22 protein-coding genes are annotated in these 24092 nt (G+C 44.6%); 4 read left to right on the plus strand and 18 right to left on the minus strand.

Annotated elements, in window-relative coordinates; translation table 11 throughout:
• Window positions 1–224: 224 nt before the first annotated feature.
• The 8 genes from V1501_RS11470 to V1501_RS11505 all read right to left on the minus strand — a co-directional run bounded on the left by V1501_RS11470 (window position 225) and on the right by V1501_RS11505 (window position 8708).
• The gene (locus V1501_RS11470; RefSeq protein ID WP_409288222.1) at window positions 225–1367 is read right to left on the minus strand and encodes a mannitol-1-phosphate 5-dehydrogenase; all 1143 of its coding nucleotides are present in this window, start codon (window positions 1365–1367) and stop codon (window positions 225–227) included.
• A gap of 5 nt (window positions 1368–1372) precedes the next feature.
• A complete protein-coding gene (locus V1501_RS11475; protein WP_409288224.1) occupies window positions 1373–3466 on the minus strand; it encodes a BglG family transcription antiterminator in 2094 nt (697 codons plus the stop codon).
• A gap of 87 nt (window positions 3467–3553) precedes the next feature.
• Window positions 3554–5515, minus strand: a complete 1962-nt coding sequence (locus V1501_RS11480; RefSeq protein ID WP_409288225.1) for a PTS mannitol transporter subunit IICBA — start codon at window positions 5513–5515, stop codon at window positions 3554–3556.
• Between the two features lie 391 nt (window positions 5516–5906).
• On the minus strand, window positions 5907–6359 hold the full coding sequence (locus V1501_RS11485) for a GNAT family N-acetyltransferase (protein ID WP_409288227.1): 453 nt from the start codon (window positions 6357–6359) through the stop codon (window positions 5907–5909).
• Window positions 6360–6389: 30 nt separating this feature from the next.
• A complete protein-coding gene (locus V1501_RS11490) occupies window positions 6390–6908 on the minus strand; it encodes a hypothetical protein (protein ID WP_409288229.1) in 519 nt (172 codons plus the stop codon).
• Window positions 6909–7106: 198 nt separating this feature from the next.
• The gene (locus V1501_RS11495; RefSeq protein WP_409288231.1) at window positions 7107–7508 is read right to left on the minus strand and encodes a thiol-disulfide oxidoreductase DCC family protein; all 402 of its coding nucleotides are present in this window, start codon (window positions 7506–7508) and stop codon (window positions 7107–7109) included.
• Window positions 7498–7839 (minus strand): MGMT family protein, encoded by a 342-nt coding sequence (locus V1501_RS11500; protein WP_409288233.1) that lies wholly within the window; start codon window positions 7837–7839, stop codon window positions 7498–7500. Before V1501_RS11500 ends, V1501_RS11495 begins: the two co-directional genes overlap by 11 nt.
• A gap of 17 nt (window positions 7840–7856) precedes the next feature.
• On the minus strand, window positions 7857–8708 hold the full coding sequence (locus V1501_RS11505; protein WP_409288234.1) for a patatin family protein: 852 nt from the start codon (window positions 8706–8708) through the stop codon (window positions 7857–7859).
• Between the two features lie 135 nt (window positions 8709–8843).
• On the opposite strand from V1501_RS11505, the gene V1501_RS11510 reads away from it, so the two are divergent.
• Window positions 8844–9596 (plus strand): SDR family NAD(P)-dependent oxidoreductase, encoded by a 753-nt coding sequence (locus V1501_RS11510; RefSeq protein ID WP_409288236.1) that lies wholly within the window; start codon window positions 8844–8846, stop codon window positions 9594–9596.
• Between the two features lie 35 nt (window positions 9597–9631).
• Here the strand turns inward: V1501_RS11510 and V1501_RS11515 are convergent, their stop codons facing one another.
• The 6 genes from V1501_RS11515 to V1501_RS11540 form a co-directional block, all read right to left on the minus strand.
• Complete coding sequence (locus V1501_RS11515) at window positions 9632–10720, minus strand: branched-chain amino acid aminotransferase (protein ID WP_409288238.1); 1089 nt, start codon at window positions 10718–10720, stop codon at window positions 9632–9634.
• 196 nt (window positions 10721–10916) lie between these two features.
• A complete protein-coding gene (locus tag V1501_RS11520) occupies window positions 10917–11312 on the minus strand; it encodes a hypothetical protein (RefSeq protein ID WP_409288240.1) in 396 nt (131 codons plus the stop codon).
• A gap of 63 nt (window positions 11313–11375) precedes the next feature.
• Window positions 11376–12350: a cation diffusion facilitator family transporter gene (locus V1501_RS11525; protein WP_409288241.1), complete on the minus strand. Its 975-nt coding sequence runs from the start codon at window positions 12348–12350 to the stop codon at window positions 11376–11378.
• Window positions 12351–12488: 138 nt separating this feature from the next.
• On the minus strand, window positions 12489–13442 hold the full coding sequence (gene pyrB / locus V1501_RS11530; protein WP_409288243.1) for an aspartate carbamoyltransferase: 954 nt from the start codon (window positions 13440–13442) through the stop codon (window positions 12489–12491).
• A gap of 342 nt (window positions 13443–13784) precedes the next feature.
• Window positions 13785–14753 (minus strand): rhodanese-related sulfurtransferase, encoded by a 969-nt coding sequence (locus V1501_RS11535; protein ID WP_409288245.1) that lies wholly within the window; start codon window positions 14751–14753, stop codon window positions 13785–13787.
• A gap of 314 nt (window positions 14754–15067) precedes the next feature.
• A complete protein-coding gene (locus V1501_RS11540) occupies window positions 15068–15634 on the minus strand; it encodes a YtxH domain-containing protein (protein WP_409288246.1) in 567 nt (188 codons plus the stop codon).
• 199 nt (window positions 15635–15833) lie between these two features.
• On the opposite strand from V1501_RS11540, the gene V1501_RS11545 reads away from it, so the two are divergent.
• Complete coding sequence (locus tag V1501_RS11545) at window positions 15834–16694, plus strand: YihY/virulence factor BrkB family protein (RefSeq protein ID WP_409288248.1); 861 nt, start codon at window positions 15834–15836, stop codon at window positions 16692–16694.
• 153 nt (window positions 16695–16847) lie between these two features.
• Here the strand turns inward: V1501_RS11545 and V1501_RS11550 are convergent, their stop codons facing one another.
• Complete coding sequence (locus V1501_RS11550; protein WP_409293328.1) at window positions 16848–18218, minus strand: aldehyde dehydrogenase; 1371 nt, start codon at window positions 18216–18218, stop codon at window positions 16848–16850.
• A gap of 174 nt (window positions 18219–18392) precedes the next feature.
• Between V1501_RS11550 and V1501_RS11555 the strand changes: the two genes are divergently transcribed.
• Window positions 18393–19322, plus strand: coding sequence for an aldo/keto reductase (locus V1501_RS11555; protein ID WP_409288250.1), 930 nt, complete (start codon window positions 18393–18395; stop codon window positions 19320–19322).
• A gap of 372 nt (window positions 19323–19694) precedes the next feature.
• On the opposite strand, the gene V1501_RS11560 is transcribed toward V1501_RS11555, so the two are convergent.
• From V1501_RS11560 to recQ, 3 genes are all read right to left on the minus strand, one after another.
• Window positions 19695–20606: an HD domain-containing phosphohydrolase gene (locus V1501_RS11560; protein WP_409288251.1), complete on the minus strand. Its 912-nt coding sequence runs from the start codon at window positions 20604–20606 to the stop codon at window positions 19695–19697.
• 70 nt (window positions 20607–20676) lie between these two features.
• Window positions 20677–21120 (minus strand): hypothetical protein, encoded by a 444-nt coding sequence (locus V1501_RS11565; RefSeq protein ID WP_409288252.1) that lies wholly within the window; start codon window positions 21118–21120, stop codon window positions 20677–20679.
• Window positions 21121–21320: 200 nt separating this feature from the next.
• Window positions 21321–23450: a DNA helicase RecQ gene (gene recQ, locus V1501_RS11570; RefSeq protein WP_409288254.1), complete on the minus strand. Its 2130-nt coding sequence runs from the start codon at window positions 23448–23450 to the stop codon at window positions 21321–21323.
• A 106-nt stretch (window positions 23451–23556) separates the two neighbouring features.
• Between recQ and V1501_RS11575 the strand changes: the two genes are divergently transcribed.
• Window positions 23557–24054 (plus strand): GNAT family N-acetyltransferase, encoded by a 498-nt coding sequence (locus V1501_RS11575; RefSeq protein ID WP_409288256.1) that lies wholly within the window; start codon window positions 23557–23559, stop codon window positions 24052–24054.
• Window positions 24055–24092: the final 38 nt, after the last annotated feature.

A 24092-nucleotide genomic window follows, 5' to 3' on the forward strand; every position in this document is an offset into this window, starting at 1 on the left:
TTTTTAAATCTTCCATGGAAAGAATCTTCTTTTCAATTCCAATCTTTAGAATATCAGCAAGGCCGGGTATGACATTGAATGGTCAGCAAACAGGCTGAATGAAATTATGAATCGTTTTCAGGAAAAGCTGTGAGTCCATTTAAGAAAAACAAAAAGCTTGAGGTGTCTTCAAACCTCAAGCTTTTTGTATACATACTCCATTGCCGTTCACATTTGCTGCGGGGTTACTTTTTCAATTCCTGATACTGCTTCTCCACTTCTTTCGTTATGGCACTATCAGGGGCGAGGCCGCTGATTTCCTGAAGCGTACCTCCGATTCCTTTTTCAGAGAGAAGGGACTGCAATTTAACCGCTTCTTCGTCCTCACTGTGATCAAAGAGCAGTGCAGCCGCTATGGCCCTGGCCAAATACGTGAAGGACAGGCCGGCTTTTTCTGCTTCCGAGGCTGGTTTCACAAGCCGGTCATTTCCGCCAAGCTTCCGGATTGGGGAGCGCCCTACTCTGGTAACATCGTCATTAAGGTAAGGGTTTCTGAAACGGTTAATGATTTTATTAATGTACTGCTGATGCTCGCTGTCATCCAGCTGGTATCTATGAATCAGATAGGCGCCTGTTTCTTCAAGAGTCTTTTTAACTTCTTCTGAGATCCTTTCATCATCAAGCGTCTGGTCAATTGTATTCTTGCGGTTCAGGTACCCCTGATAAGCGATGACTGCATGCCCGGTATTCACTGTAAACAACTTTCTTTCTATGAAAGGTCCCAGGTCAGGGACAATTTTCATGCCCTCAACATGCGGGATGTTTTCTTTAGCCTCTACAACCCATTCATAATAAGGCTCCACCAGGACATCAAGCGGATTTTCATTATGCTGGATTGGTACAATACGGTCCACGGCAGAGTTAAAGAAAAAGATCCTGCCTTCAAGCATTTCTTTTGTTTCTGAATCAAGACTTTCCAGGATATATCCCTTCAATAAATCGGTTGCTGAAATCTGATTTTCACAGGCAATGATGTACAGCTTCCCATCATTGTCTTTTACCCGACTGGCCAGTCCTTTCGCAATAAGGGGAGCGATTCTCGGCAGGATATTCGGACCTATGGCAGTGGTGAGGTATTCTGCTGTCCGAATGGCCTCGATGACTTCTTCTTCCTGCGTCATATTATTCAGCCCGGAAACATGCTCGATATAGAGGGTTTCCTGTTGTTGGGCCGCAAGTCTCACCTGATAGCTGCGGTCTTCGTTCAGTCTGTTAATAATATCTTCCGCTATATCGACAAAAGTCACATGGTATCCGGATTGTGAAAATAAAGCGCCGATAAATCCCCGGCCGATATTTCCCGCACCAAAATGTACAGCTGTTTTCATATTCATCATTCCTTTATAAGGTTATGGTTTATATAGTTGAGAAAAATCTCTTCTAGCCTGATGCGTATGCTTTCTTCGCTTGAGGAAGAAAAAATCAAGATGGCTTCACTGCTTTCTATTAAGCTTGTGCTGATCAGTGAGATGATTTCCTTCTCTCGTTCGGAAAGTTCGGTTGGTGCCAGCATTAGCAGCAAATTTCTCATTTTCATGCTGTTTCCATCCATGCCTTTTATTTCCGCTGGTGAGGTAAGATGTGACACTTGGAATATCAGCGACTTTATACTTGAATGTCTGCAGTGAAAAAGACCCATCCCCGTTTCAGGGACACCAAGCCCGCCTTTTTGCTCCCTCTCCCGCAGAGCATCCATCACTCCCGGAACATCTCCAACGAGGCCCTCCTTCCAAGCACCATCGAGCATATTCCCCATGATTTCCTCATGACTTCTTTCTTCCCTTACCCGGTAGAAGCGGAAGTTAGTCAGAATATCATCGACACTTTTATGGACAGCCTTTATATCTTGAAGTATCTCTCGGATCCCGCGGGATGCGGGCAGGTTACCCGGAACTCTTTTCAACGTATTTTGCTCATAGTGCTTCCCTCTCGTCAGCTTCTCTACATTGCGCTGCAGATAGCCTCTGATTGCCGCAATGTCCTCTTCCTTCAGCAGAGAATTAACCAGGATATAATCCAGCCCCATGAATGGGAGCCTGACAGTAGAGATGATGAGATCATAGCCTGATAAATTTTCAGGGCGGCTGATTTCCCTAATCGTCGTTATATCAATTGTTTGTATTTCCTGAATTTCTTTTTTGACACGGCTTGCCAGCATTTTGGATGTACCGATGCCTGTCGGGCAGACAATCAGGGCATGTATGGACACATCCTCCTCCCTCATCACAAGACTAGAACCGAAGTGGAGTACAATAAAAGCAGCCTCATCCTCAGAAACAGCCTCAAGCTCAGGAAATTGGTGTTCAACGCTTTTTTTGACTGCCATGAACAATACAGGATATTTCTGCCTGATTTCTTCTGTAAGTGGATTAAATATTCCCAGGTTCTGCTTCATACGATAGAGGGCCGGCTCCATATGTGCAAGCAACCCCTGAAAAAGAGAAAAATCCTTGGTAAGGTCCACATGCAGCTGTTCAGACACTTCTTTGATCACGTTTTTGATCTTCTGGCTGAGGATGATCGAATCAAACAGCACCGCTCCAGCTTCCTGAAGCTTTGATCCCTTAAGTACCGCCGAAAGATAAATCAAGTCTCCGTCAGCAAATGTTATCGGAAAACCGGCTTCAAGCTCCCTGCAGATCTTTTCGATCAAAGAAAATTCATTGAGCAGATCTTCTGTGGTTCCGCTGCGTTCCACAATTGGGTAGCCGCTCATTGTGCGCTGCATGGATATGCAAGTGTGAATAATGAGACCGGTATAGTCACTGTCTGCCAGGCGTGAAGGCCCGCTGTTGATTTTAGTGCTTACCTGCCTGTCAATTTCCTTTAAAAAATCAGGCACGAAATAATATAGAATTTTCTCTTTCCGGCAGTCACCCTGCTCAAGGCTGAAGAGGGCTTCAATCAGTTCTTCATGGAAATGGCTCAGATAGTAGGCGGCCAGTGCCTTTCTCTTGTCTGTCTCACTCCCATGCAGTTCAATCCCCACCCCTCTCTTCCTTGTCAGGAGGAGGTTGTGCCCCTTCATGAACCCTTCCATTTCATCCAGATAGGCAGACAGGGTGGTGATGCTTATTCCAAGCTCGGCTGCCGCTGCCTGGAGCTTATATGTATCAAATTGCTGCAGCAGCAATCGCAGCAGGTTCAATTTTTTTTCCTGCGGCGGCTGATCGACAGGCTGGCTGGCCCTTAGATTCTGTACCAGACGGAAAATCTGCTCATTTTTGCCTTCTATAATCAATCCTTCTTCTGAGTTTCTGGTAAGCAGCAGGTCAAAGGACTTCAGGATCTTCTCTGCCGACTTTAAATCCCGCTGTATCGTCCTGACACTGACACCAAGTTGAGATGCCAGGTTTACGGGCGTAAGCATTCCCGAAGTTTTTATAATACTTTCTATTAACGATTTTTCCCTTGACGTGATCAGCATGCTTCACCATCTCATTTCAGATGAGTTTAGTATTCCAGAAATAATGAATAGAAAAGCGTCTCATGACGCTTTTCTATCGTTGTACGGTTATTTATTTTCATTGATTATGTCCATTAATTCCCTTGCAGTGCGGGCGTTAACCATTTTTTCGATATTCTCCATATCAGAGCAAGTGACCGCAATTCCAGAAAGAATCTCAAGGTGAGTCCCGTCCTTGCCGGCGATTCCGAAAATCAACCGGGCTTTCTGGCCGTCGAAGTCTACACCTTCCGGCACCTGGAGAACGGTGAATCCGGACTTGAGCACATCCTTCTTCGCCTCCTCTGTTCCATGAGGTATGGCTGTATCATTGCCCATATAAGTGGATGTTAATTCATCGCGGGCAATCATCGCTTCGACATAGCTTTCTTTGACATAGCCGGCATTTACTAGCGCACGTCCGGCGAAGCGGATAGCATCCTCTTTTGAAGCGAACTTCTGGTTCATGAATACATTTTCTTCACGAAGCAAGTCCTCATCAGAGTCTTGTACAGCAACATCTGCCGTTTCCGCACTATCGAGCCCCGGCTCTGTGGAATCCCCGCGCAGACCTGAGACATTTTCTTCGGCATCCTGGACAATATCTTCCTGCCCTTTCCTGCCTTCGTCTTTCAGCCTGCCGATCAAATGATCATACTCAGGGCTCGAAAGGAAATTGTCCACCGATATATGGTACGCATTTGGTACTTTATTTTTGGCCCTTGGTGTAAGTTCTTCCTGGGTGATAACGATTTCTGCATCGGAAGGAAGATTACTGATAGCTGTATTGGTTACTGCAATATCTAGACCTGCCTCTTTCACCTTTTTACGGAGAAGGGAAGCACCCATGGCACTTGAACCCATCCCAGCATCACAGGCAAAGATGATTTTTTGCGGAGTGTGGGGCAGATTGCCCGGCTTACCTGCAAAAACATCAGCTACAGAGCTTTTTTTGCCTTTCATTTCCTGCATTTTACGTGCAGCATCTTCAATGTTCTCGTCAGACTGTTTTCCTGTTTTTAAAACAAAGGCTGAAACAATGAAAGATACAATGGCTGCCACAAGCACACCTGCGAAATTAGCAAGATAAGCACTTGCATGATGCGGTGTCACGGCAGTAATCGCCAGGATGCTTCCTGGAGAAGAAGGTGCAAACAAGCCTCCGCCGAGCAGGACAAGTGTGAATACACCGCTCATTCCGCCAAGGATGACAGCGAGGAACAGCATCGGCTTCATCAGGATATAAGGGAAGTAGATTTCATGTATTCCCCCGAAGAAATGAATGATGGCTGCACCAGGAGCAGATCTCTTTGCCGTGCCCTTCCCAAATATGCAATAGGCAAGCAGGACACCAATACCAGGTCCCGGGTTGGCTTCCAGGAGGAAGAGAACCGATTTACCTGTTTCTTTTACCTGTTCCACTCCGATCGGTGAAAGAACTCCATGGTTGATGGCATTGTTCAGGAACAGTACCTTCGCAGGCTCAATCAGGATACTTGTGAGCGGAAGAAGTCCTGTCCCGACCAGCCAGTCAACACCTGATACGAGCCAGCCGGTAAATGTGCTGACAGCAGGACCGATGGCAAGGAATGACAGGATGGCAAGAAGCCCTCCGAGTATTCCGGCAGAAAAGTTGTTAACCAGCATCTCAAAACCGGCTTTGACTTTTCCTTCAAAAAGCTGGTCGAATTTCTTGATAATATAACCGCCGAGCGGACCCATTACCATGGCGCCAAGGAACATCGGAATGTCAGTCCCGGCAATCACACCCATTGTGGCTATCGCACCGACAACTCCGCCGCGGTGGTCGTTTATCAGTTTACCGCCAGTATAGCCGATCAGGAGCGGCAGCAGGTAGGTAACCATGGGGCCGACCATTTTGGCAAGGCTTTCATTTGGCATGAAGCCAGTTGGTATGAATAAGGCCGTTATCAATCCCCATGCTATGAATGCTGAAATGTTTGGCATAACCATTGAACTAAGAAAATTCCCAAACTTCTGTACAGCTACTTTTATGTTTGTTTGAGCCAAAATTGTTCACCCTTTCTTTTAGGCATATTACATAATTAATGATAAAACTGAATTGCTTCAATATCAATGAACATAAAAGCCATCTTTGTCGCAGGTGCCCTGACAAAGCTATAGTTTCTTTAATTTTTTCTAATTTCACCAAAATCAGCAAAAAGGCAGATACCATAGAAAATCCATTCCATAGTATCTGCCTTTTTTCGGTGGGAAAGGGGCGGAGCTGCTTGTATGATAAGACTTCGAGCAGCCAGGTATGAACATTATTGCGGCCATTCCTGTTATTCCTTTCTCCGCTCCACCGCCTTACTTGCGTTTTTTTGTTCTTGTATAGGTTCCTCTACATACATCGGCTGCGCGAAAAAAACTCATGTTTGTTTTCTTTAAAAACAGTTTTTCATAAATCCATCGATAAACGGATCATATCACGGCAGCGGATGCCGTTTTCGTATATTTCACCTTCATAATGACGCAGGAAGAAATCAAATTCTACTTCCATGATCCGAAAGCCGCACTTTTGATAAAAAGCCAGCTGGCCGACACTGGAGTTGCCGGTTCCGATTTCAATCGTTTTAAATCCTTTAGAACGGGCTTCGCTGATCGCATGAAGAACAAGCTTCCTGCCAATACCCTTCCCCTGGTATTTTTCTTCCACAGCTATGTTGACAAGCTCTGCGGTTTCAGGCCGTGTAGGAAGCAGGACATACACCCCCAGAATCTCTCCCGCTCCCAGAATCGCATAGCAATCTCCACGGTTGAGGTAATCTCTGACAGACCGTTCTGAAGGATCGGCGAGCAGCAGAAGATTCATTGGCTTTTTATGGTTTGATACTAATTTGATGATGTTCATAACGTTCTCCTAAAATCCGCTTCTGCGCATTTATTTTTTCTCTAAAGGCGTGAATTCATTCTTTACTTTTACAGGAGACCTCAGATAATAGAAATAGATTTCCTTATAATCTCTTGCATATTTGCTTTTCGAGAAATATTCCCCTATTGGAAAGACGTTTAATTTTTCACCTGCTGCATATGCGGTTTTCCCCTCAGGGAGGTTAACAAGTCCATAGGTGAGTTTACCATTTTCAAAGGCGGCGCTTTCTTTATTAAATGAGGATTCATATGTGTTAAAGGCATCTTTGAAGACATAGCTGGTCCTGCCAAGTAAGCTTTGCTTCTTAAAGATCCAAATCTTGTGCGGGATATTAAATATCACTAGTGTATAGAGACTATCGGGGACTGAGATAATTTGATATTTCTGCTCACCCTTAAGCCCGCTGTTCTCATTAATTTGCTCTGAGACAGCCGCTTTCACTGTTGAGGGAGCTAAAAAATAATTTTTTGTTAATAAAACGGTTGTAATAAAAATAGGTGCAATGGAAAGTAATACAGCCTTCTTCACCCTTTTTCCTCCATCCCCAAATTATTTTTCTGTATTCCAGTATATTAATTATACAATATTATCCAAAAAATGGGCATATATTAATAAATTAATTGGCTGAAAAGAATGGAAAGGGGAGGCAGTAAATGTGAAGAATCTGAAAGAAATGTTAAGTCCTGATCACTCCTGGTCAAGCGGCAGCAGTGTCCTGCCGTTTCCCTAAAGAAACCGCTCTTTCCATTCGGGTCTGGGAATCATGCATTCATTTTGTCTTCCGAACCAGCGATAGCGGTTCCGGGCGATCAGCTTATATACCCTGTCTCTTAAAATCCTGGGAAGTATAAAGAAGATGCCAGCTGACTTCCAGGGCATCTTTAGCCTGGAAGCAACACGAAGGGCAGCATCCGAATGCAGATAAAAATCAGGTCCGTCTATTAGCACGAAAGAATCGGTATCAGCCGGCACTCCATATTCTTTAAGCAATTTTACGCCGGCTTCTGATTGCAGGGATGCAAATGAAAAAACAGCATCTCTGTCCCTTTTTATAATAAATTGAACAGCACCGTTGCATAGATTGCACACTCCATCAAAAAGGATAACCGGCCTTGCTTTAGTATCCATGCTCTTCCCCCATTTCTTCTACCGGATGGACATCTGCCCGGTAAACCGCTAAATCAATGAAACCTTCGCTGCTCACGGGAATGCCCTCTGACAGGAGGAGTTCCCGCTGCAGGATGGCAGTCTCCCTGTCCTGTATCGCGATCATTCCCCTGGCATTTATGACCCGGTGCCAGGGGAGATTATGCTTATCAGACATAGAATGGAGTATCCGGACAATCTGCCTTGCCCCCCTCGGACTTCCCGACAAGGCCGCCGCCTGCCCGTAGGTCATGACCCTGCCCTCCGGTATACTGCTTAAAATCTTAAGCGCCTTGCGAGTAAATGGATTCATAACCTGCCTCCGCGGCATCAGCTGCCCAAAAAATCTTTTAATCTCGTAAAGTTCTTTTCTGCTTCCCGATAGCCTTTATCATAAAGCTTTGTAAGCTTTTCAGGATTTCTTTCCACTCTGCCTACCTCGAGTTTCTCCTCCGGACGGATGATGAATACTTCCCCGGCTGCTTCTTTTTCATCGAGGTACCTGAGAGTCTCGTTATAGCGGCTATGCCTGTCCAGTATGGCCTGGATAAGGCCGATTTTGTGGGGATATCTCTTTTTTAGAAGCCAGCCAAATGAAGGCTTACCTTTTTGATACCCTTTATTGCGTGTCAAGACCACCACATTCCTGTGATTGCCGTCACGTTCTGATTTTTTGATCGGAATCGGGTCGGCGATGCCTCCATCCAAAAGCATCCTGCCGTCATATGGAACTTCAGGCGCCATCCATGGCAGGGAGCTGGATGCACGAAGAATCGTCAGCATGTCTTTCCCATGTTCTAGTTTGTTGTAATAGACAGCATTTCCTGTCACGGCATCTGTCGTACCTACCACAAACTGCTCCCCAGCTCCATTGAATGCCTGATAATCAAAGGGAACCAATTGGTTCGGAAGTGTATCAAATAAAAAATCCATTCCAAATAATTCTCTTTTTTTCATATATCGTTTCACCGAAATGTATTCGGGATGCGTAATATAATCTATATTAACGGTTCGGTTTCGGTCCATCTGCCTGGCTACATAGGACGATCCATTGCAGGCGCCTGCAGAAACACCGATAATATAAGGAAAATACAAATCGTTTTCCATTAAATAGCGAAGTACTCCCGCTGTGTAAACTCCCCGCATTCCTCCGCCTTCCAATACAAGCCCAGTTTGATCCATGTTCATCCGCTCCTGCTATTTAAATAATTCAGTTATAAGTGATATATTTATTATACGAATAGTTTACCATATGAATATAGTTTCGTATTCAAATATGGACTGACCGAAATACAATAAGAGATGGGAGAGAAATCAATGGCAATCGCATTAATCACAGGAACATCGAGCGGTCTTGGCGAGGCCTGTGGAAGAGAATTCATAAACAGGGGAATCGGCATTGCCTCCGTTTCAAGGCAGGAGAATCTTACTCTAAAAGAACTCGCAGAAGGGGAGAATGTAGCATATTATCATTTTCCGCTCGACCTTTCCAAGACAGACGGCAGGGAATTACGTGCATTGGCTGAAGAGATTTTTCACCTGGAAAATGAGAATCTTTTTCTCATCAATAATGCCGGCACCGTTAAGCCGATCGCGCCGGCGGGAAGTTTAGTTCCTGAGCAGGTATCAAGCGCATTAAAACTGAATTATGAAGCACCTGTCCTTTTAATAAATGCCCTCCTGCATGGAGCTAAAGAGCGGCCTGTTAAGCTGAACATGATGAATATTACATCAGGCGCAGGCGAAAGGGCAGTGCACGGCTGGAGCATTTATGGCAGTACAAAGGCTGCGCTGAATTCTTTCACTGAGACCGCTGCATTGGAGCTGGCAAACCAGGGGCTCACGCATCACCTGAATGCCTTCAGTCCGGGGATCATGGATACCGGAATGCAGGAAGTCATCCGTTCTGCAAGCCGGGAATTTTTCGATGAAGTGGAGAACTTCCAGGCTTACAAAGAAAACGGACAGCTAAAAGAACCGGCTGAAGTAGCTGAATGTCTAGTCGCCTTAATGACGTCTCCAACTATTGAAAGCGGAAAGATTTATTATGCCAGGGATTTGCTTAAATAGGAAAGGCAGGCCATATTTGGCCTGCCCCCTTTTGCTCATGCATAAGTTTTCTCTTTTTGGATCTGCTTTACCCAGCCGAATGGATCTTCAACGGTTCCAGTCTGGATGCCTGTTAAGGTATCGTACACTCTTTTTGAAAGCGGTCCGGTTTCACCATTATTAATGGAAAGGCTCTCTTCCCCCCACACAAACTCTCCGACCGGGGAAATGACTGCCGCTGTCCCTGTGCCCCATGCCTCCTCAAGTGTGCCGTCTTTATACGCCTCGTAAAGCTCCTCCATAGATACCTTCCTTTCGACTACAGGAATGTCCCAGTGCTGCAGAAGCTGGATGACCGAATTCCTCGTCACACCATCCAGTATGCTCCCATTCAATTCTGGGGTGACCACGGTATCGCCTATTTTAAAAAATACATTCATGCTGCCGACTTCTTCAATATATTTCTTTTCAACTCCATCAAGCCAGAGCACCTGGGCACAGCCCCTGGAATTGGCTGATTCCTGGGCCTTCAGGCTCGCCGCATAATTGCCCCCGGTCTTGGCTGTTCCGGTTCCTCCTTTTACCGCACGAACATAATTGCTTTCTACGCTTATTTTTATCGGTTTGATACCTTCCGTATAGTAAGAGCCGACCGGCGACAGGATGATCAGGAATTTGAAATGCCGGGATGGGGCAACGCCCAGGAATGGCTCGGTAGATATAATGAACGGCCGGATGTAAAGGGATGTTCCTTCTGCATCAGGAACCCAGTCAGAATCAATACTGATTAACTCCTCAAGTGCATCAAGGACAAATTCTTCGTCGATATCCGGGATGCACAGCCTTTCATTGGACACGTTGAATCTTTGGAAGTTCTTTTCAGGCCGGAACAAAAGGACCTTTCCCTGGCTTGAATAAGCCTTCAAGCCTTCAAAAACAGACTGGCCGTAATGGAATACCATGGAAGCCGGTTCTAAAACGAGAGGCTGATAAGGAATGATTTTAGGATCGTGCCACCCCTTATCGTCTGAATAATCCATAGTGAACATATGGTCAGTGAATACCCGGCCAAATTGAAGCTGATCCGCCTCAGGCTTTTCTTTCCTGCTTGAACTTAGCTGTATAGAGATTGTTTGTTTGGCCATTATTCCGCCTCCTGTTTTATTCTGAAAAATCTAATAACCACTATTTTACTCTTAAATCTAAAAAATTCAATGCTTTAAACAATAAAATTATGAGAATTAATTGAATTATTAAAAAAATGCAAGCCAGCTTACTTCCCTGCCCTTCCTGGCTGAATACAGCAGGTGGAAAGGCGGGTTTCGAGCTGGCTCTTTTATTTTATGTTTCCTTAATGGTAATGGCCGACGAAATTTTTTTTACGATGCAATCCTCAAGATCGCTTTCAGCCAAAAAGCCGAGAGTTATAGCCGACCGGATTTTTTCCGAATTCGGTTTTCGGATGACTTCAATACAATCGATCAGATTCAGACTTTCCAGTTTTTCAATTGTTGTTTCTGAAATATAATTTTCGGTTTTCCTGATCTGCCGGCTCAGTTTATAGGGGCCAAGTTCAATCTCACCTTTTTGTTCTAATCCGGCATTATAATCAAAATAAGCATGAAACTGTTTCTTCAGATCATTCATTTCTTTCTCTATCAGCTTGGACTTTTTAGACAGATCATAATAGCGGGCTGCCATTTCCTCAGTAATGGCAGGCAGGTGTTTTTCTTCCATTTAAGACCTCCGTAAATATCTTTTAATAAAGCCTATTTACGGAGCAGCCGGAATATGCCCCTGCTACCGCTCCTTTTCCTTTGAAACGGCTGTCCAATTATCCACTCCGTCATCCTCGTCCAATTCAATGATTACATCTGTAACACCGCGTTCGGCCAGGATTTTCTCCTCTATCCGGTCTTTGATATCATCGGCCTGGGCAAAGGTCATTTCGGGGCTGATTTCGATCTCCAGTTCCACATGAAGATCATCCCCTTCTTTTATGACTGTCACTTCCCCTACATCCTTTACATCCGGATCCTTCATGACCATCGCGCCGATTTTCTGTTCCATCGCGTCATCTGACTCCCCAAGCACACCTCTGGCATTATCCAGGAAAACCCTGCCGACTACGAAGAACATCATTAATCCAATCAGTATGGATGCAATGCCTTCCGCTTCTTCAAATGAAGTATAATGGGCCGCCAGTACAGCCAGTATGGCAAGGAGGCCGCCGGCCGTTGCAACTGTATCTTCCATGAAAACGAGCCTTGTTGCCGGCTTCCCTTTTTTAAAGTTAGCGATGCTGGCTGGTATGATCCCAAAACCTGCAGCCTTTACCCCTGCATCATGAATGATTTCCTTCATAGCCTTAAAAAGGACAAAAGCCTCCAGTAATGTGGCTGCTGCAAGGATCGTGATATTGATGGACAGGCCGCTCGATTCTGCCGGATGAATAATGTGATGATAGCCTTCCACGATTGTCTCAAAAGCCATTATTCCGACTATCAGCACCGCTCCTAACAGCACCAGGTGAACCAGCCGGCCAAAACCACCTGGAAAACGGTCATTGGGTGCCCTCTTACTAAGGGCCGATCCAATATACACAAAGTACTGATTGGCAGCATCTCCGAGGCTGTGCATCGTCTCGGCAAACATCGCAACATTCCCGGTAAAAAAATAAGCGCTCCCTTTTATGATCGCAATCACTGTATTGACGACTGCCGCTATTAAGGCCGATTTATTCCCTTTTTTCAATAAATGCAAAGTTCTGGCCAAATTCATCCCTCTTTCTCTGATTCCTCTCTTAATATTCTCTTTCCCGTCATGAGTTATGAAAAAACATGGAATAAAGCCTCCTAATACAACCGCAGAACAAAAAGAAAGCCGGATCTTTTTTTATGATCCGGCTTTTCATTATACATAGAGAGTTTCAGATACTTTAGTGCCAGCGGACTGGAAGCTTTTTTCCAGCAGGGCCATGCGGATAAACAGGCCGTTTTTTGCCTGCCGGAAATAAGCGGCCCTCGGGTCTTTATCAACACTTTGCTCTATTTCCCCTGCCCTTGGCAGCGGGTGGAGGATGATGCAGCCGGGCTTTAGGCAGTCCATCAGATCATCATTGATGATATACCTGCCATCTGCCTGTTGAAAGTCCTCCTGGGACGCAAACCGCTCTTTCTGGATGCGTGTCTGGTAGATCACATCCGCTTCCCCGGCCGCTTTTTTCAGCTCTGATTCCTCATGGTATATAACGCCCCTGCTGTCCAGGTATTCCTTAACATAAGAAGGAATCTGAACATTGGGCGGAGCCGTGAATGTAATTTTTACATTTCTGAAATTCGCAAGCATATAAGCAAGTGAGTGGACGGTCCGGCCATATTTGAGATCACCAACCATGACTACATGGATATCGTCAAGCGTGCCCAATTCCTTCTTAATGGTATACACATCCAGGAGAGCTTGTGTCGGGTGTTCCCCTCCCCCGTCTCCTGCATTGATGACCGGGACGGAAGCAGCGGCGGCTGCCCGCTCTGCAGCACCGATGTCTGTATGGCGCAGTACGATCACATCGCAATACTCAGATACAACCCTGATGGTATCTTCAAGAGTTTCCCCTTTGGTTGCTGAAGAAAACTGGCCGGCATTTTCTGTACCGATCACCTTGCCGCCAAGCCGGCTGATTGCCGATTCAAAGGAAAGGCGTGTCCTCGTGCTCGGCTCAAAAAAAAGGGTTGTCATTATTTTGCCGGCATACACATCACTGCCGCCATTCTTAACAATCCGTTCCATTTTATCAGCAGTTTCAAAAATATTTTCAAGCGACACACGGTCATATTGTTTAGCTCCAAGCACATGATACAATTTCATCCTTTTTCCCCCTGGCTTTTATTGATGCCTTTAAACCGCATAAAAAAAGCTTCCTGGCCGAAGAGACAGGAAGCTTGCGCTCGTAAGGGTAACCATACAGATCATGTAAAAATAAATTTCACATGAATGACCGCCCGCAGCGGCTCCAGTTACTTACCTTGTCAGTCTCTCGGGACTAAATTTAAAGGTAATGCATATTCATTTACAGTGATTATGGCACAAGCCTTTTCTGGATGTCAATAGATGCCGGATAAAGGATGACACAGCCTGTCCCCTTTATGTTTCCGAAAACAGCCATTAAAAAAGAGAATGCCCCTAACTTTAGGGACATCCTCTAGAAGGTCAGCTGGCCGGGATGGTATCTTCGCCAATTGCTGCCAATCTTTCCTGAACTTGTTCTTCAGTGAGGCCATGCTCAGGGATATAACGGTTATTTGGGTTTACACGGCACTCATGTGAACAGCTGCGAAGATACTTGTGCTCGTTTTCCTCAGAGCACAGGATTTTTCTATTACAGGCCGGATTGGCACAGTTCACATAGCGTTCACAAGGTTCGCCAGTGTAATAATCCCTGCCGACCACTACATGTTCCTTCTGATTGACGGGTACGGCAATCCTTTCGTCAAAGACGTAGAGCTGTCCGTCCCAAAGCTCGCCCTGGACTTCTGGATCTTTACCGTATGTCACGATTCCGCCATGCAGCTGAGCGACATCGTCAAAGCCTTCTTTTTTCAGCCAGCCGGAGAATTTTTCACAGCGGATTCCGCCAGTACAATAAGTGATGACTTTCTTGCCTTCAAGCATATCTTTATTTTCCCTGACCCAGTTTGGCAGGTCGCGGAAGTTTTCTATATCAGGCCTGATGGCACCTCTAAAATGCCCTAAATCGTATTCATAATCATTCCGTGCGTCCAGCAGGATAGTATCCTCGTCTTCAAGGCGTTTGCGGAACTCAGCCGGGCTTAAGTATTCACCGGTTGTTTCCAGCGGATTCACATCGTCCTCGAGACGAAGTGTCACCAGTTCAGGCCTGCAGCGGACTTTCAGCTTCCTGAAAGCATGTCCTTCCGCTTCGTCGACTTTGAAAACCATCGTTGCAAAACGCGGATCATTTTTCATGACTTCCATGTATTTGTCAGTCTGTTCGACTGTTCCGGAAACGGTTCCGTTAATTCCTTCGGAAGCGATCAAAATTCTGCCTAAAAGACCGAGCTCCTGGCATAACTGTTTGTGCTGATTCGTAAATTCCTCAGGATTTTCAATAGTTACATACTGGTAGTACAAAAGTACTCTATACGGTTTTTGACTCATGGTTCATCTGCCACCTATCACATAATATTTGCAAGATATTAATGTAAATATGACACTAAATTCTTACGAATCAACATTATACCAGAATAGAACCTTGAAAGCACGTTTTAATTTTTACCAGCAGATGACCTCATACTGATTCATTCAGTTTGACAGTTTTCTTATAAATAGCCGCAATTAGACATAAAAGATGCACTTCCTCCTTCCGCTCTAAACAGCTTTGCTAAATCATTATATTTGCTTATATACCTCTTCAAAAAACAAGTTTATTTAGACAGCAAAAAAAGGCAGCAATGCTGCCTTTTTCACTTGAATCATCGTAACGGAGATGAACCTGATCCGTAAGATCTCTTGCCAGCTGTGCCGTTTCCGTTTAATGAGGATGAACCGTAGGAACCGGAACCAGTGGCACCATTAGCTCCAAAAGACTGGCTGCCGCTTACGGAAGAGCCTTCTTCTCCCCCTGTCAGCTTCTGTCCCGCTTCGGCTACCTTAGAACCGATCTCCTTGATTTCGTCAGTTGCAAGCTTAGCCATTGAAACGGCATCATTCGTGATATCTTTTACATCTGAAACTTTCCCGAACACTTCACGATTGACCATTTCATAAAGATTCTGGGCCTCAGACATAGCATCCTTCAGGGATTCAGAAGCCGCTTTGAATCTGGTCATCATCTGCTCTTTCACTTCTCCCGGGTTTTCCTTGACCTGTGAGATCATTCCCACTGAAGAATCCTTGAGGCCGCCTGCCGTCGTTTTGACTGACTTCCTTGTCTGCTTGTCCATCAAGGCCAACGCCGCCCCAATGACTCCCCCGATAATTAATCCTCTTACCATTAGGTTATTCTTTTTGCCGTTAACTACTACTGATTGCTGTGTCATAACAATTCCTCCTAAGAATATCAGTTTGTGTCTATCAGGTTAATTCCCCGTTCGTTTTAGAAATAAACACAATTCATTCCTACACTTTTTTGAAGATTTGATTATCTTTTAAAAATGATTATCTTACACCTTAGAAGGGAAAAGGTTTTTTAGTATAAGCCAATCATTTATCTATTAAGAATTCAGGAGATGATGAATAATGAAGAAAAACACTCTCTTTTCCTTCGGGAAGAAACTGGGGAAGGAAATGAGTGATGACAGGGCAACCGGGCTTGCAGCAGAGCAATCCTACTATTATATGCTGGCACTGTTTCCCCTGCTGATCCTTTTACTCTCCATCCTTCCGTATTTAAATCTGGACCCGCAAAAGGCAGTAAATGTCATGGATTCGGTCATGCCATCCGGGACAGCCTCGGTATTCAAGGAAAATATCATTAAGATTGTAAGCGAGAGGAATGGCGGACTGTTGACTTTTGGTATCCTTGGTACCCTTTGGTCTGCATCCAATGGGATTAATGCATTTATCCATTCCATGAACATTGCATTTGATGTAACCGAAACAAGGAGCTTCATCAAACAGAGATTAACATCGATCCTTCTGACACTGGGGCTCGTAGTCGCCTTTGTTGTGGCGCTTATCCTCCCGGTATTCGGGAATGTGCTGTTTGACCTTATTAACAAAGTCATCCCGCTGCCAAGTGAAATGGAAATACTTTTTAGCATCCTGCGCTGGATCATAGCGATTTGTGTAATGGCTGCTGTCCTTGCTTTTCTTTACAAATTTGCACCGAACAAGCATTATCCTTTCAAACAGGTGCTGCCCGGGGCCATTGTCGCAACAATAGTATGGCAGCTGATTTCATTAGGGTTCTCATTTTATGTCAGTAATTTCAGCAATTATTCCTCTACCTACGGAAGCCTGGGCGGAGTGATTGTCCTGATGCTTTGGCTGTACCTGACTGGCCTTGCACTCGTACTCGGAGGAGAAATCAACGCCTTGATTCACAGAGGCAGCAATATTAAAGTGCGAACACCCAAAAATACGGATATATCAGGCTGATGGCCTTAAAGAAGAGACAGCATCCCGCCGATGCTGTCTCTTTCTTTTATGCTTACCAGGGCAAGCGAAAAACCCCATTTGGCACAATAAATGCGGCAAATAAACCGGGGCAGCTCCGTCGCAGGCGTATCCCCAACGCATTCTTTCCAGGCCCTATTTAAGTAATCTTCTCAAAATTCTCATGCCATTTTTAGCAGAAGGATATTTAAATGAAAAGTCAAATAGGCTGGTTTGTTTAAGGACGCTTTTATAATGTGTGAATGTGTGGAAGCTGCTTGCCCCATGGTAGCTTCCCATCCCGCTCTCCCCCACACCCCCAAAAGGAAGGTAGGGTGTAGCAATTTGCATGAGTGTATCATTCACACAGCCTCCGCCAAATGAAATGCTGTCCATGATCTTGCTTTCTGTATCCCTGTCCGATGTAAAAAGATACAAAGCAAGCGGCTTGGGGCGTTTATTCACTTCCAGAATCACTTCATCGAGCGAGTCGAATTCCAGCACAGGAAATACCGGTCCGAAAATCTCCTGCTGCATCACCGGTGAGTCCCAGCTCACATTGCCTAGAAGTGAAGGCTCCATCCGGCGGGAATCTTTATCATACCTTCCACCTGCCAGTATTCTGCCCTGCCCGAGATAAGAAACCATTCGGTTAAAATGGGCTGTATTTACAATTTTTCCGTATTTGTCACTGCTAATTGGATTTTCTCCATAAAACTCACGTATGACAGAAACCATATTCTTCAACAGCTGCTCTTTGATATCGCGATGTACAAATAGATAGTCGGGAGCGATACAGGTTTGCCCCGCATTTGTATATTTTCCGAAGACAATTCTTTTAGCAGCAAGCTTTAGATCCGCATCAGGTGCGACTATGCATGGGCTCTTCCCGCCAAGTTCCAGTGTGACAGGAATCAAATTCCTGGAAGCAGCCTCCATCACTGCCTTACCTACACGAACGCTTCCCGTGAAAAAGATGTAATCAAGCTTCCTTTCAAGCAGTGCCTTGCTCGTTTCCACTCCGCCCTCTATCACTGCAATATAGTGCTCCGGAAATGCATCCCCTATCATTTTTTTCAGTACAGCAGATACTTGCGGGGTAAGCTCTGACGGTTTAATGATGGACGTATTCCCGGCGGCCATGGAACCAATCAGCGGTGATAGTGCAAGCTGGACTGGATAATTCCAGGGAGCAATGATCAGGGCCGTCCCATATGGCTCAGGCATGATGTACCCCCGTGAACCGTTATGTGTAACCGGTGTCCGTACCCGCTTTGCTTTCATCCATTTCTTTAGATTCCTCAGCGTAAAGTCGATCTCTGAATATAAAATACCAAGTTCCGTCATATATGCTTCCGTTTCGGACTTATTTAGGTCGGTATATAAAGCTGTGAATATTTCATGTTCATGATCCTTCAGCACCTTCTTCAGGCGGACCAGCTGATCCATGCGGAAATGCAGGGACTTTGTGTTCTGGGCATTAAATAACTCCCTCTGCTTATTAAACACGGCATCTATCTTAGTTATTTCACTGTCCTGTACTACCAATATAGTGCCTCCTGACGATTATCCTGTATAAGTGTAGTTTGATGGTTTAACTATATTAGATGGCTGGACGGGTTTCAACTTTATCGAGGCAGACTATTTTTTATATCTGCAGAAAAGGCTTACAATTATAAAAAAGAGGAAGGAGTGCTGATAATGGAAAAAGTGGAACTTGGTAAAACAGGTATTTTCGTAAATCCCATAGGACTGGGTGCAAATGCAGTCGGAGGTCATAATATTTATCCTGATTTAAACGAGGATACCGGCAGAGAGGTTGTCCGGACTGCTGTTGAAAACGGCATCGACTTTTTAGATACAGCCTATATATACGGACCGGAAAGATCAGAGGAATTGATTGGGGAAGTAGTGAAGGAATTGAATGTCCGGGAAAAAGTTATCCTGGCTACAAAAGGAGCACATAAACCAACAGATAGCGGGATGACAATTGATAATTCCCCTGCATTTTTGAAGAAAAGTGTTGAGGATTCTTTGCGCAGGCTGCAGACAGATTATATCGATTTGTTCTATATCCATTTCCCGGACGAAAGCACCCCAAAGGACGAAGCCGTGGGCATGCTGAAAAGGCTGAAGGATGAGGGGAAGATCAGGTCGATTGGCGTCTCAAACTTTTCGCTTGAACAGCTGAAGGAAGCCAATAAGGATGGCTATGTCGATGTGATCCAGTCCGAATACAACTTGTTTAAAAGAGAAGCGGAAAAGGAAATTCTTCCTTATACGGCTGAGCACCAGATTTCATTTATTCCTTATTTCCCGCTGGCAGCCGGTCTTCTTGCAGGTAAATATACACCATCCACTACCTTCAATGACGGACGGGCCAAAAATCCGCTCTTCCAGGGAGAAGCCTTTCTGAACAATTTGGAAAAAGTGGACCACATCCGAAAAATTGCGGAGGCCAAAGGAGCTGAAACTCCACACATTGTCCTTGCCTGGTACTTAACAAGAGACTCTATCGACGCCGTAATCCCTGGCGCCAAAAAGCCCGGACAGATAGTCGATAATTTAAAAACGCTTAAAATCAGCTTGACTGAAGAAGAGATCCAGCAAATTAGTAAGATATTCACTTAACAGATCCTAGAAGGCGGAGAACGGTCCTTTTCAAAATTAATAAAACGAATTCAGACTGAAGACAGATTCTTATATAAACCATTTGCTTTTTGAAAAGCATCGACTGATATAGAAGACTTGCTGATTGGCGAGCGCAAGCGAAGACAGAAGCTTATTCGCACTTATGCCAAAGCCAAGCATAAAGCGGGCAGGCCGTGGGAAGCGTTTTTCCATGGCCTGCTTGACTTATGACTCGAAGGTCGAAAGTCTCGCTGCTGGATCAGGAGTCTAGCGCCTGAAACGGAAATCCCCTTGTTAAACTGCTCACAAAACTTATAAAAAAATAATTTATTAAAAGAGGGCACAAAAAAAAGACGCTTTGTCAAACGTCTCTTACTTTTTTATTATACCTTCTTCTATCAAAACAGCTTCAAATGCTGAAACCACACTCTCATCGTAATGTGTACCTGACATTTTTTTTAGCTCTTCAATAGCGTATTCAGGTGTAAAGGCTTTTCTATATGCCCGGTCTTCGGTCATTGCATCAAACGTATCGGCAACAGCAATAATTTTAGCCTCCAAAAGGATTTCGTCGTCCCTTAAGCCTTTAGGATAACCGGAACCATTTAGGCGCTCATGATGCTGTAAAATAATATCAGGAATTCTACCCGAGTAAATGTGCTTGATCATTTTGGCACTATCTTCGGGATGTTTTTTAATGATATCAAATTCTTCATTAGTGAGCCTGCCAGGTTTATTTAAGATTTCTTCAGGCACTTTTATCTTGCCAACATCATGATACCCGCCAGCTAAAAGGAGGCTTTTTAACTGTTCTTTGCTAAGTTTTAATTTTTTTGCGATTTTCATGCAATATTTTGCTACTCTATCACTATGCAAAAACGTATAGCGGTCCTTTTTCTCAACTTGGTAAACAAAATCTTTTAAAGTATCAATCTCATTGCTTAATATAAAGAAAGTTTGTTCAGTGATGATCCATAAAAAAGTGACATCTGTCTTGGTTGAAAAATGCACCGGATTTTTCAAACCATTTACAAAGCAATAATCACCAGCTTTAAGCTCCATAATACTGTCATCTATTTCAACACTCATGAACCCGTTTAAAAGATAGATAAATTCAGAAACTTCATTATTGTCACCAGGATATACATAAAACATGTTGTCCTTGTTGATGGTTTGGAGCATAACTTCCAATCCTGCATGACTCGCCAATAAATTAATTTCAGTGGGTCCCATCATTATGGTTTCTAGACTTTCTTTAGATGTCCTAACTTGAATTCCTTCCATTCCTTATCAAGCTCCTATGATAAAACGAGTTCTAATAAAAGAACTCGTTCCAATTTAATACTCTTTTACATTAAGTAAAGCCAATTACTTGGATCGGATCGACCCATACAGAACGGTCAGCAATCTGTACCAGCTTCCAAACACACTGGCCATATACTCCGTACTCCGCTGCTTCTTCTATGCCTTTGTTAGTAAGTTCCACTGCTTTATCCTGCAGGTTGATGATCAGCTCGTCAAGCTGTGCATTGTAGTCTGCTTCAGCTGCTGCTGCTTTTTGCTGTCCTTCATCTGTAGTATCCAGTGCCAGTTCCTGAGCTGTTTTATGGTAATCAGCCTGCAGTTTGGCCCCTTCCTCTACAGCATTTGCGATAAGTTCGTCAATCTCAATGTTTGCCTTTTCAATGATCTCAAGACCTTTTGCTGAGTCAGCTCCATTTTCGCTGGCGAAAGCCATTGATCCGAAAGAGAAAGTGAACAATAGCGCAAAAAGGACGGCCAGGCTTTTTTTAAACATGAAAAATCCCCCTAATAAAATTTATAAGAATAATGGTTTTGGCTGTCTATGTATCTAAGAAGCTTTACTTCCGCCAAAAACCAGTAATCTTCGAAAAATCTACAAAATATAGCATTTTTTTCCTATTATATACGCATTCCCCAATCTTTCGCAATACGCATTTCATGAAATGAAAGGCTCTTCAAAAAGGGCACGGATTCTTATTTATTAAATTCAAGCCACATTTTAATCATGAAATACGTGATATCCTCATCTGCAAGCTGCTCTTTAATCGGCTTCAGGTATTCACGGCCGGCCGTCTGGACGGCACTCTGGATCTTCAAGGCTTGTTCTGCGGTATACAATTCTTCTGTAGAAAATTCGAGCCCTTCTCCTGCAGCTTTTGCCAAATGGTTTTCAACCGTATTCACCGTCATATCTCTTTCAAGTGCTATCGCTTTTATATCGGCACCATTTTTAAATTTTTCATAGCTTTCGAGATAAGAATTTCCTGAACTTGCACTTTTTTTCTTTTTCGGTTCTGCCAGGGCCATTTCTTCTGCTGCCGGTTCATGATCCGGGTGCTCCAGGAGGAAGTCTTCAATGCCTTTCAGGAATGTGCTGCCATACTTCTCTAGCTTTTGTGCGCCCACCCCTTTTACATCTCCCATCTCATCCAGATTCTTGGGCTGCCTCATACACATTTCCCTCAGTGTCACATCAGAGAAAATCACAAAAGGCGGAACTCCTTCCGCTGAAGCAATTTCTTTTCGAAGTCCACGGAGATGTTCGAACAGCGGATCTCCCTGAAGAGAAGGCGCCTGGACCTGAATGGATTCCTTGCGCTGTACGCTGCCCGCACCTTTTAAGACTCCTACTCCTTTTTCTGTGACATTGAGGAGCGGGAACTGGCCTCCAGATACACCGATGTATTGTTCAGAACATAGATAGTCAATGAATTCTGAAACGTCTTTAACCGTTCTTTCCTTCATGAGTCCGAAAGTGCTCAGTGATTGAAAGCCAAAATCGCCCACTTTTTTATTGGATGAACCGGTCAGCACCTGGGCAACCATCGTTTTGCCAAACCGCTCATTCATCCTTTTGATGCAGGATAAAACAATCTGGGCATCCCTTGTAACATCCACTGAAGAACGATTATCGAGACAATTGCTGCACCGGCCGCAGGGCACCCATTCATCCTCCCCAAAATAGCCAAGGATAAAGCCCTGAAGGCAGTTTTCCGTGTAGCAATATTCCCTTATGGACTGAAGCTTGGCAAGTTCGTTCTGCTTATGTTCGATGGACTCGGATTGGTCGATAAGAAACCGCTGCAGCTGGACATCCTGTTCTGAAAACAAGAGGATACATTCGCTTGGAAGACCGTCCCTCCCGGCCCTTCCCGCCTCCTGATAGTAACTCTCCATGTTTTTCGGCACCTGAAAATGGATGGTGTACCGTACATTGCTTTTATCAATTCCCATGCCGAATGCATTGGTCGCCACCATCACCTGGATTTCATCATTGACGAATTTATCCTGTTCAATATCCCTTTCCGCTGCACTTAGACCGGCGTGATACCTTCCGGCTGAAATACCTGCTTTGCGGAGCCTCTCATACAGCTGTTCCACATTTTTCCGTGTGGCTGCATAAATGATGCCCGCTTCTGTGGCATTCTTTTTCAGGTACTGCTGCAGGAACTTTAAGCGGTCCTGCCCTTTTATCAGCTGAAATGAAAGGTTTGTCCTGGCAAAGCCGGTCATGATGACTTCTTCTTCGCCAATATGGAGGCTCCGGCAAATATCCAGCCTGACCTGTGGTGTTGCCGTGGCTGTCAACGCCAGGATTCTGGGTTTGTCAGAAAACCGTTCAAACAGGGAGGTAAGCCTTAAATAGCTGGGACGGAAATCGTGGCCCCACTGAGAGATACAATGTGCTTCATCTATTGCAATAAGAGAAATCGGCAGTGCTGTCAGCTCGTCCATGAAATGAGGAGACTCGAGCCGCTCCGGTGCAAGGTAAAGCAGCTTGCATTCCCCGCTCACAACCAGATTCATATTTTCTTCAACCTCTTGGTAGCTAAGCGTACTATTTATATAAACCGCTGACACCCCTGCCTGATTGAGGGAGTCCACCTGGTCCTTCATTAATGAAATGAGGGGAGATATGACAAGGGTGACTCCATCAAGAATCAAAGCCGGGATTTGATAGGTAATGGATTTTCCGCCGCCTGTCGGCAAAATCCCCAGGGTATCCCTGCCTGACAGGATTCTTTCGATGATCTCGGTCTGGCCGTCACGAAAATCGTCATAGCCATAATATTCTTTCAGTAATCTTTTAGCCTGCTGGAGCATTACGGCAGCCTCCTAAAATTTAATTAAATATGCAACACTCATTGTACCCGAAAATGAAGTATATTGAATATGAAAAGAAAATGTATTTTTGTCAGGGGGTAATGGCATGGAAATTAAACGGCTGGTGAAGGAAGATGCGGGGATATACAAACCTTTAAGGCTGGAGGCTCTAAGAAATAACCCGGAAGCATTCGGTTCAAGCTATGAAGAGGAAAAAGGCCTTCCGCTGGAAGTGACAGAGCGGCGGTTTTCCCAGGAAAACTCCTTTACGTTCGGGGCGTTTGAGGAAAACAGATTGATAGGCTCTGTAAGTCTTGTACGGGAAACAAAGCGGAAATTTCAGCATAGGGCAAGCATATTTGCCATGTATGTACAAAAGGAATATAGAAGGAAGGGAGCTGGCCGGAAGCTGATGGAAGCGGCCATTGGGAAGGCCAGGTCACTCGAAGGCCTTGAACAATTACTGCTGACCGTCGTATCCAGCAATGCTGGCGCCAAAAACCTCTATGCCGGACTCGGATTTACAGTATACGGCGAAGATAAACGCGCACTTAAATTAGAGGCGGAATATTTTGATGAGACTTTGATGGTTCTATATCTATAAAATAAGGGGCAGCAGCGATACACTGCTGTCATATTTTT

Source organism: Paraperibacillus esterisolvens, assembly GCF_046237625.1.
GTDB classification, from domain to species: Bacteria; Bacillota; Bacilli; order Bacillales; family DSM-1321; genus Paraperibacillus; species Paraperibacillus esterisolvens.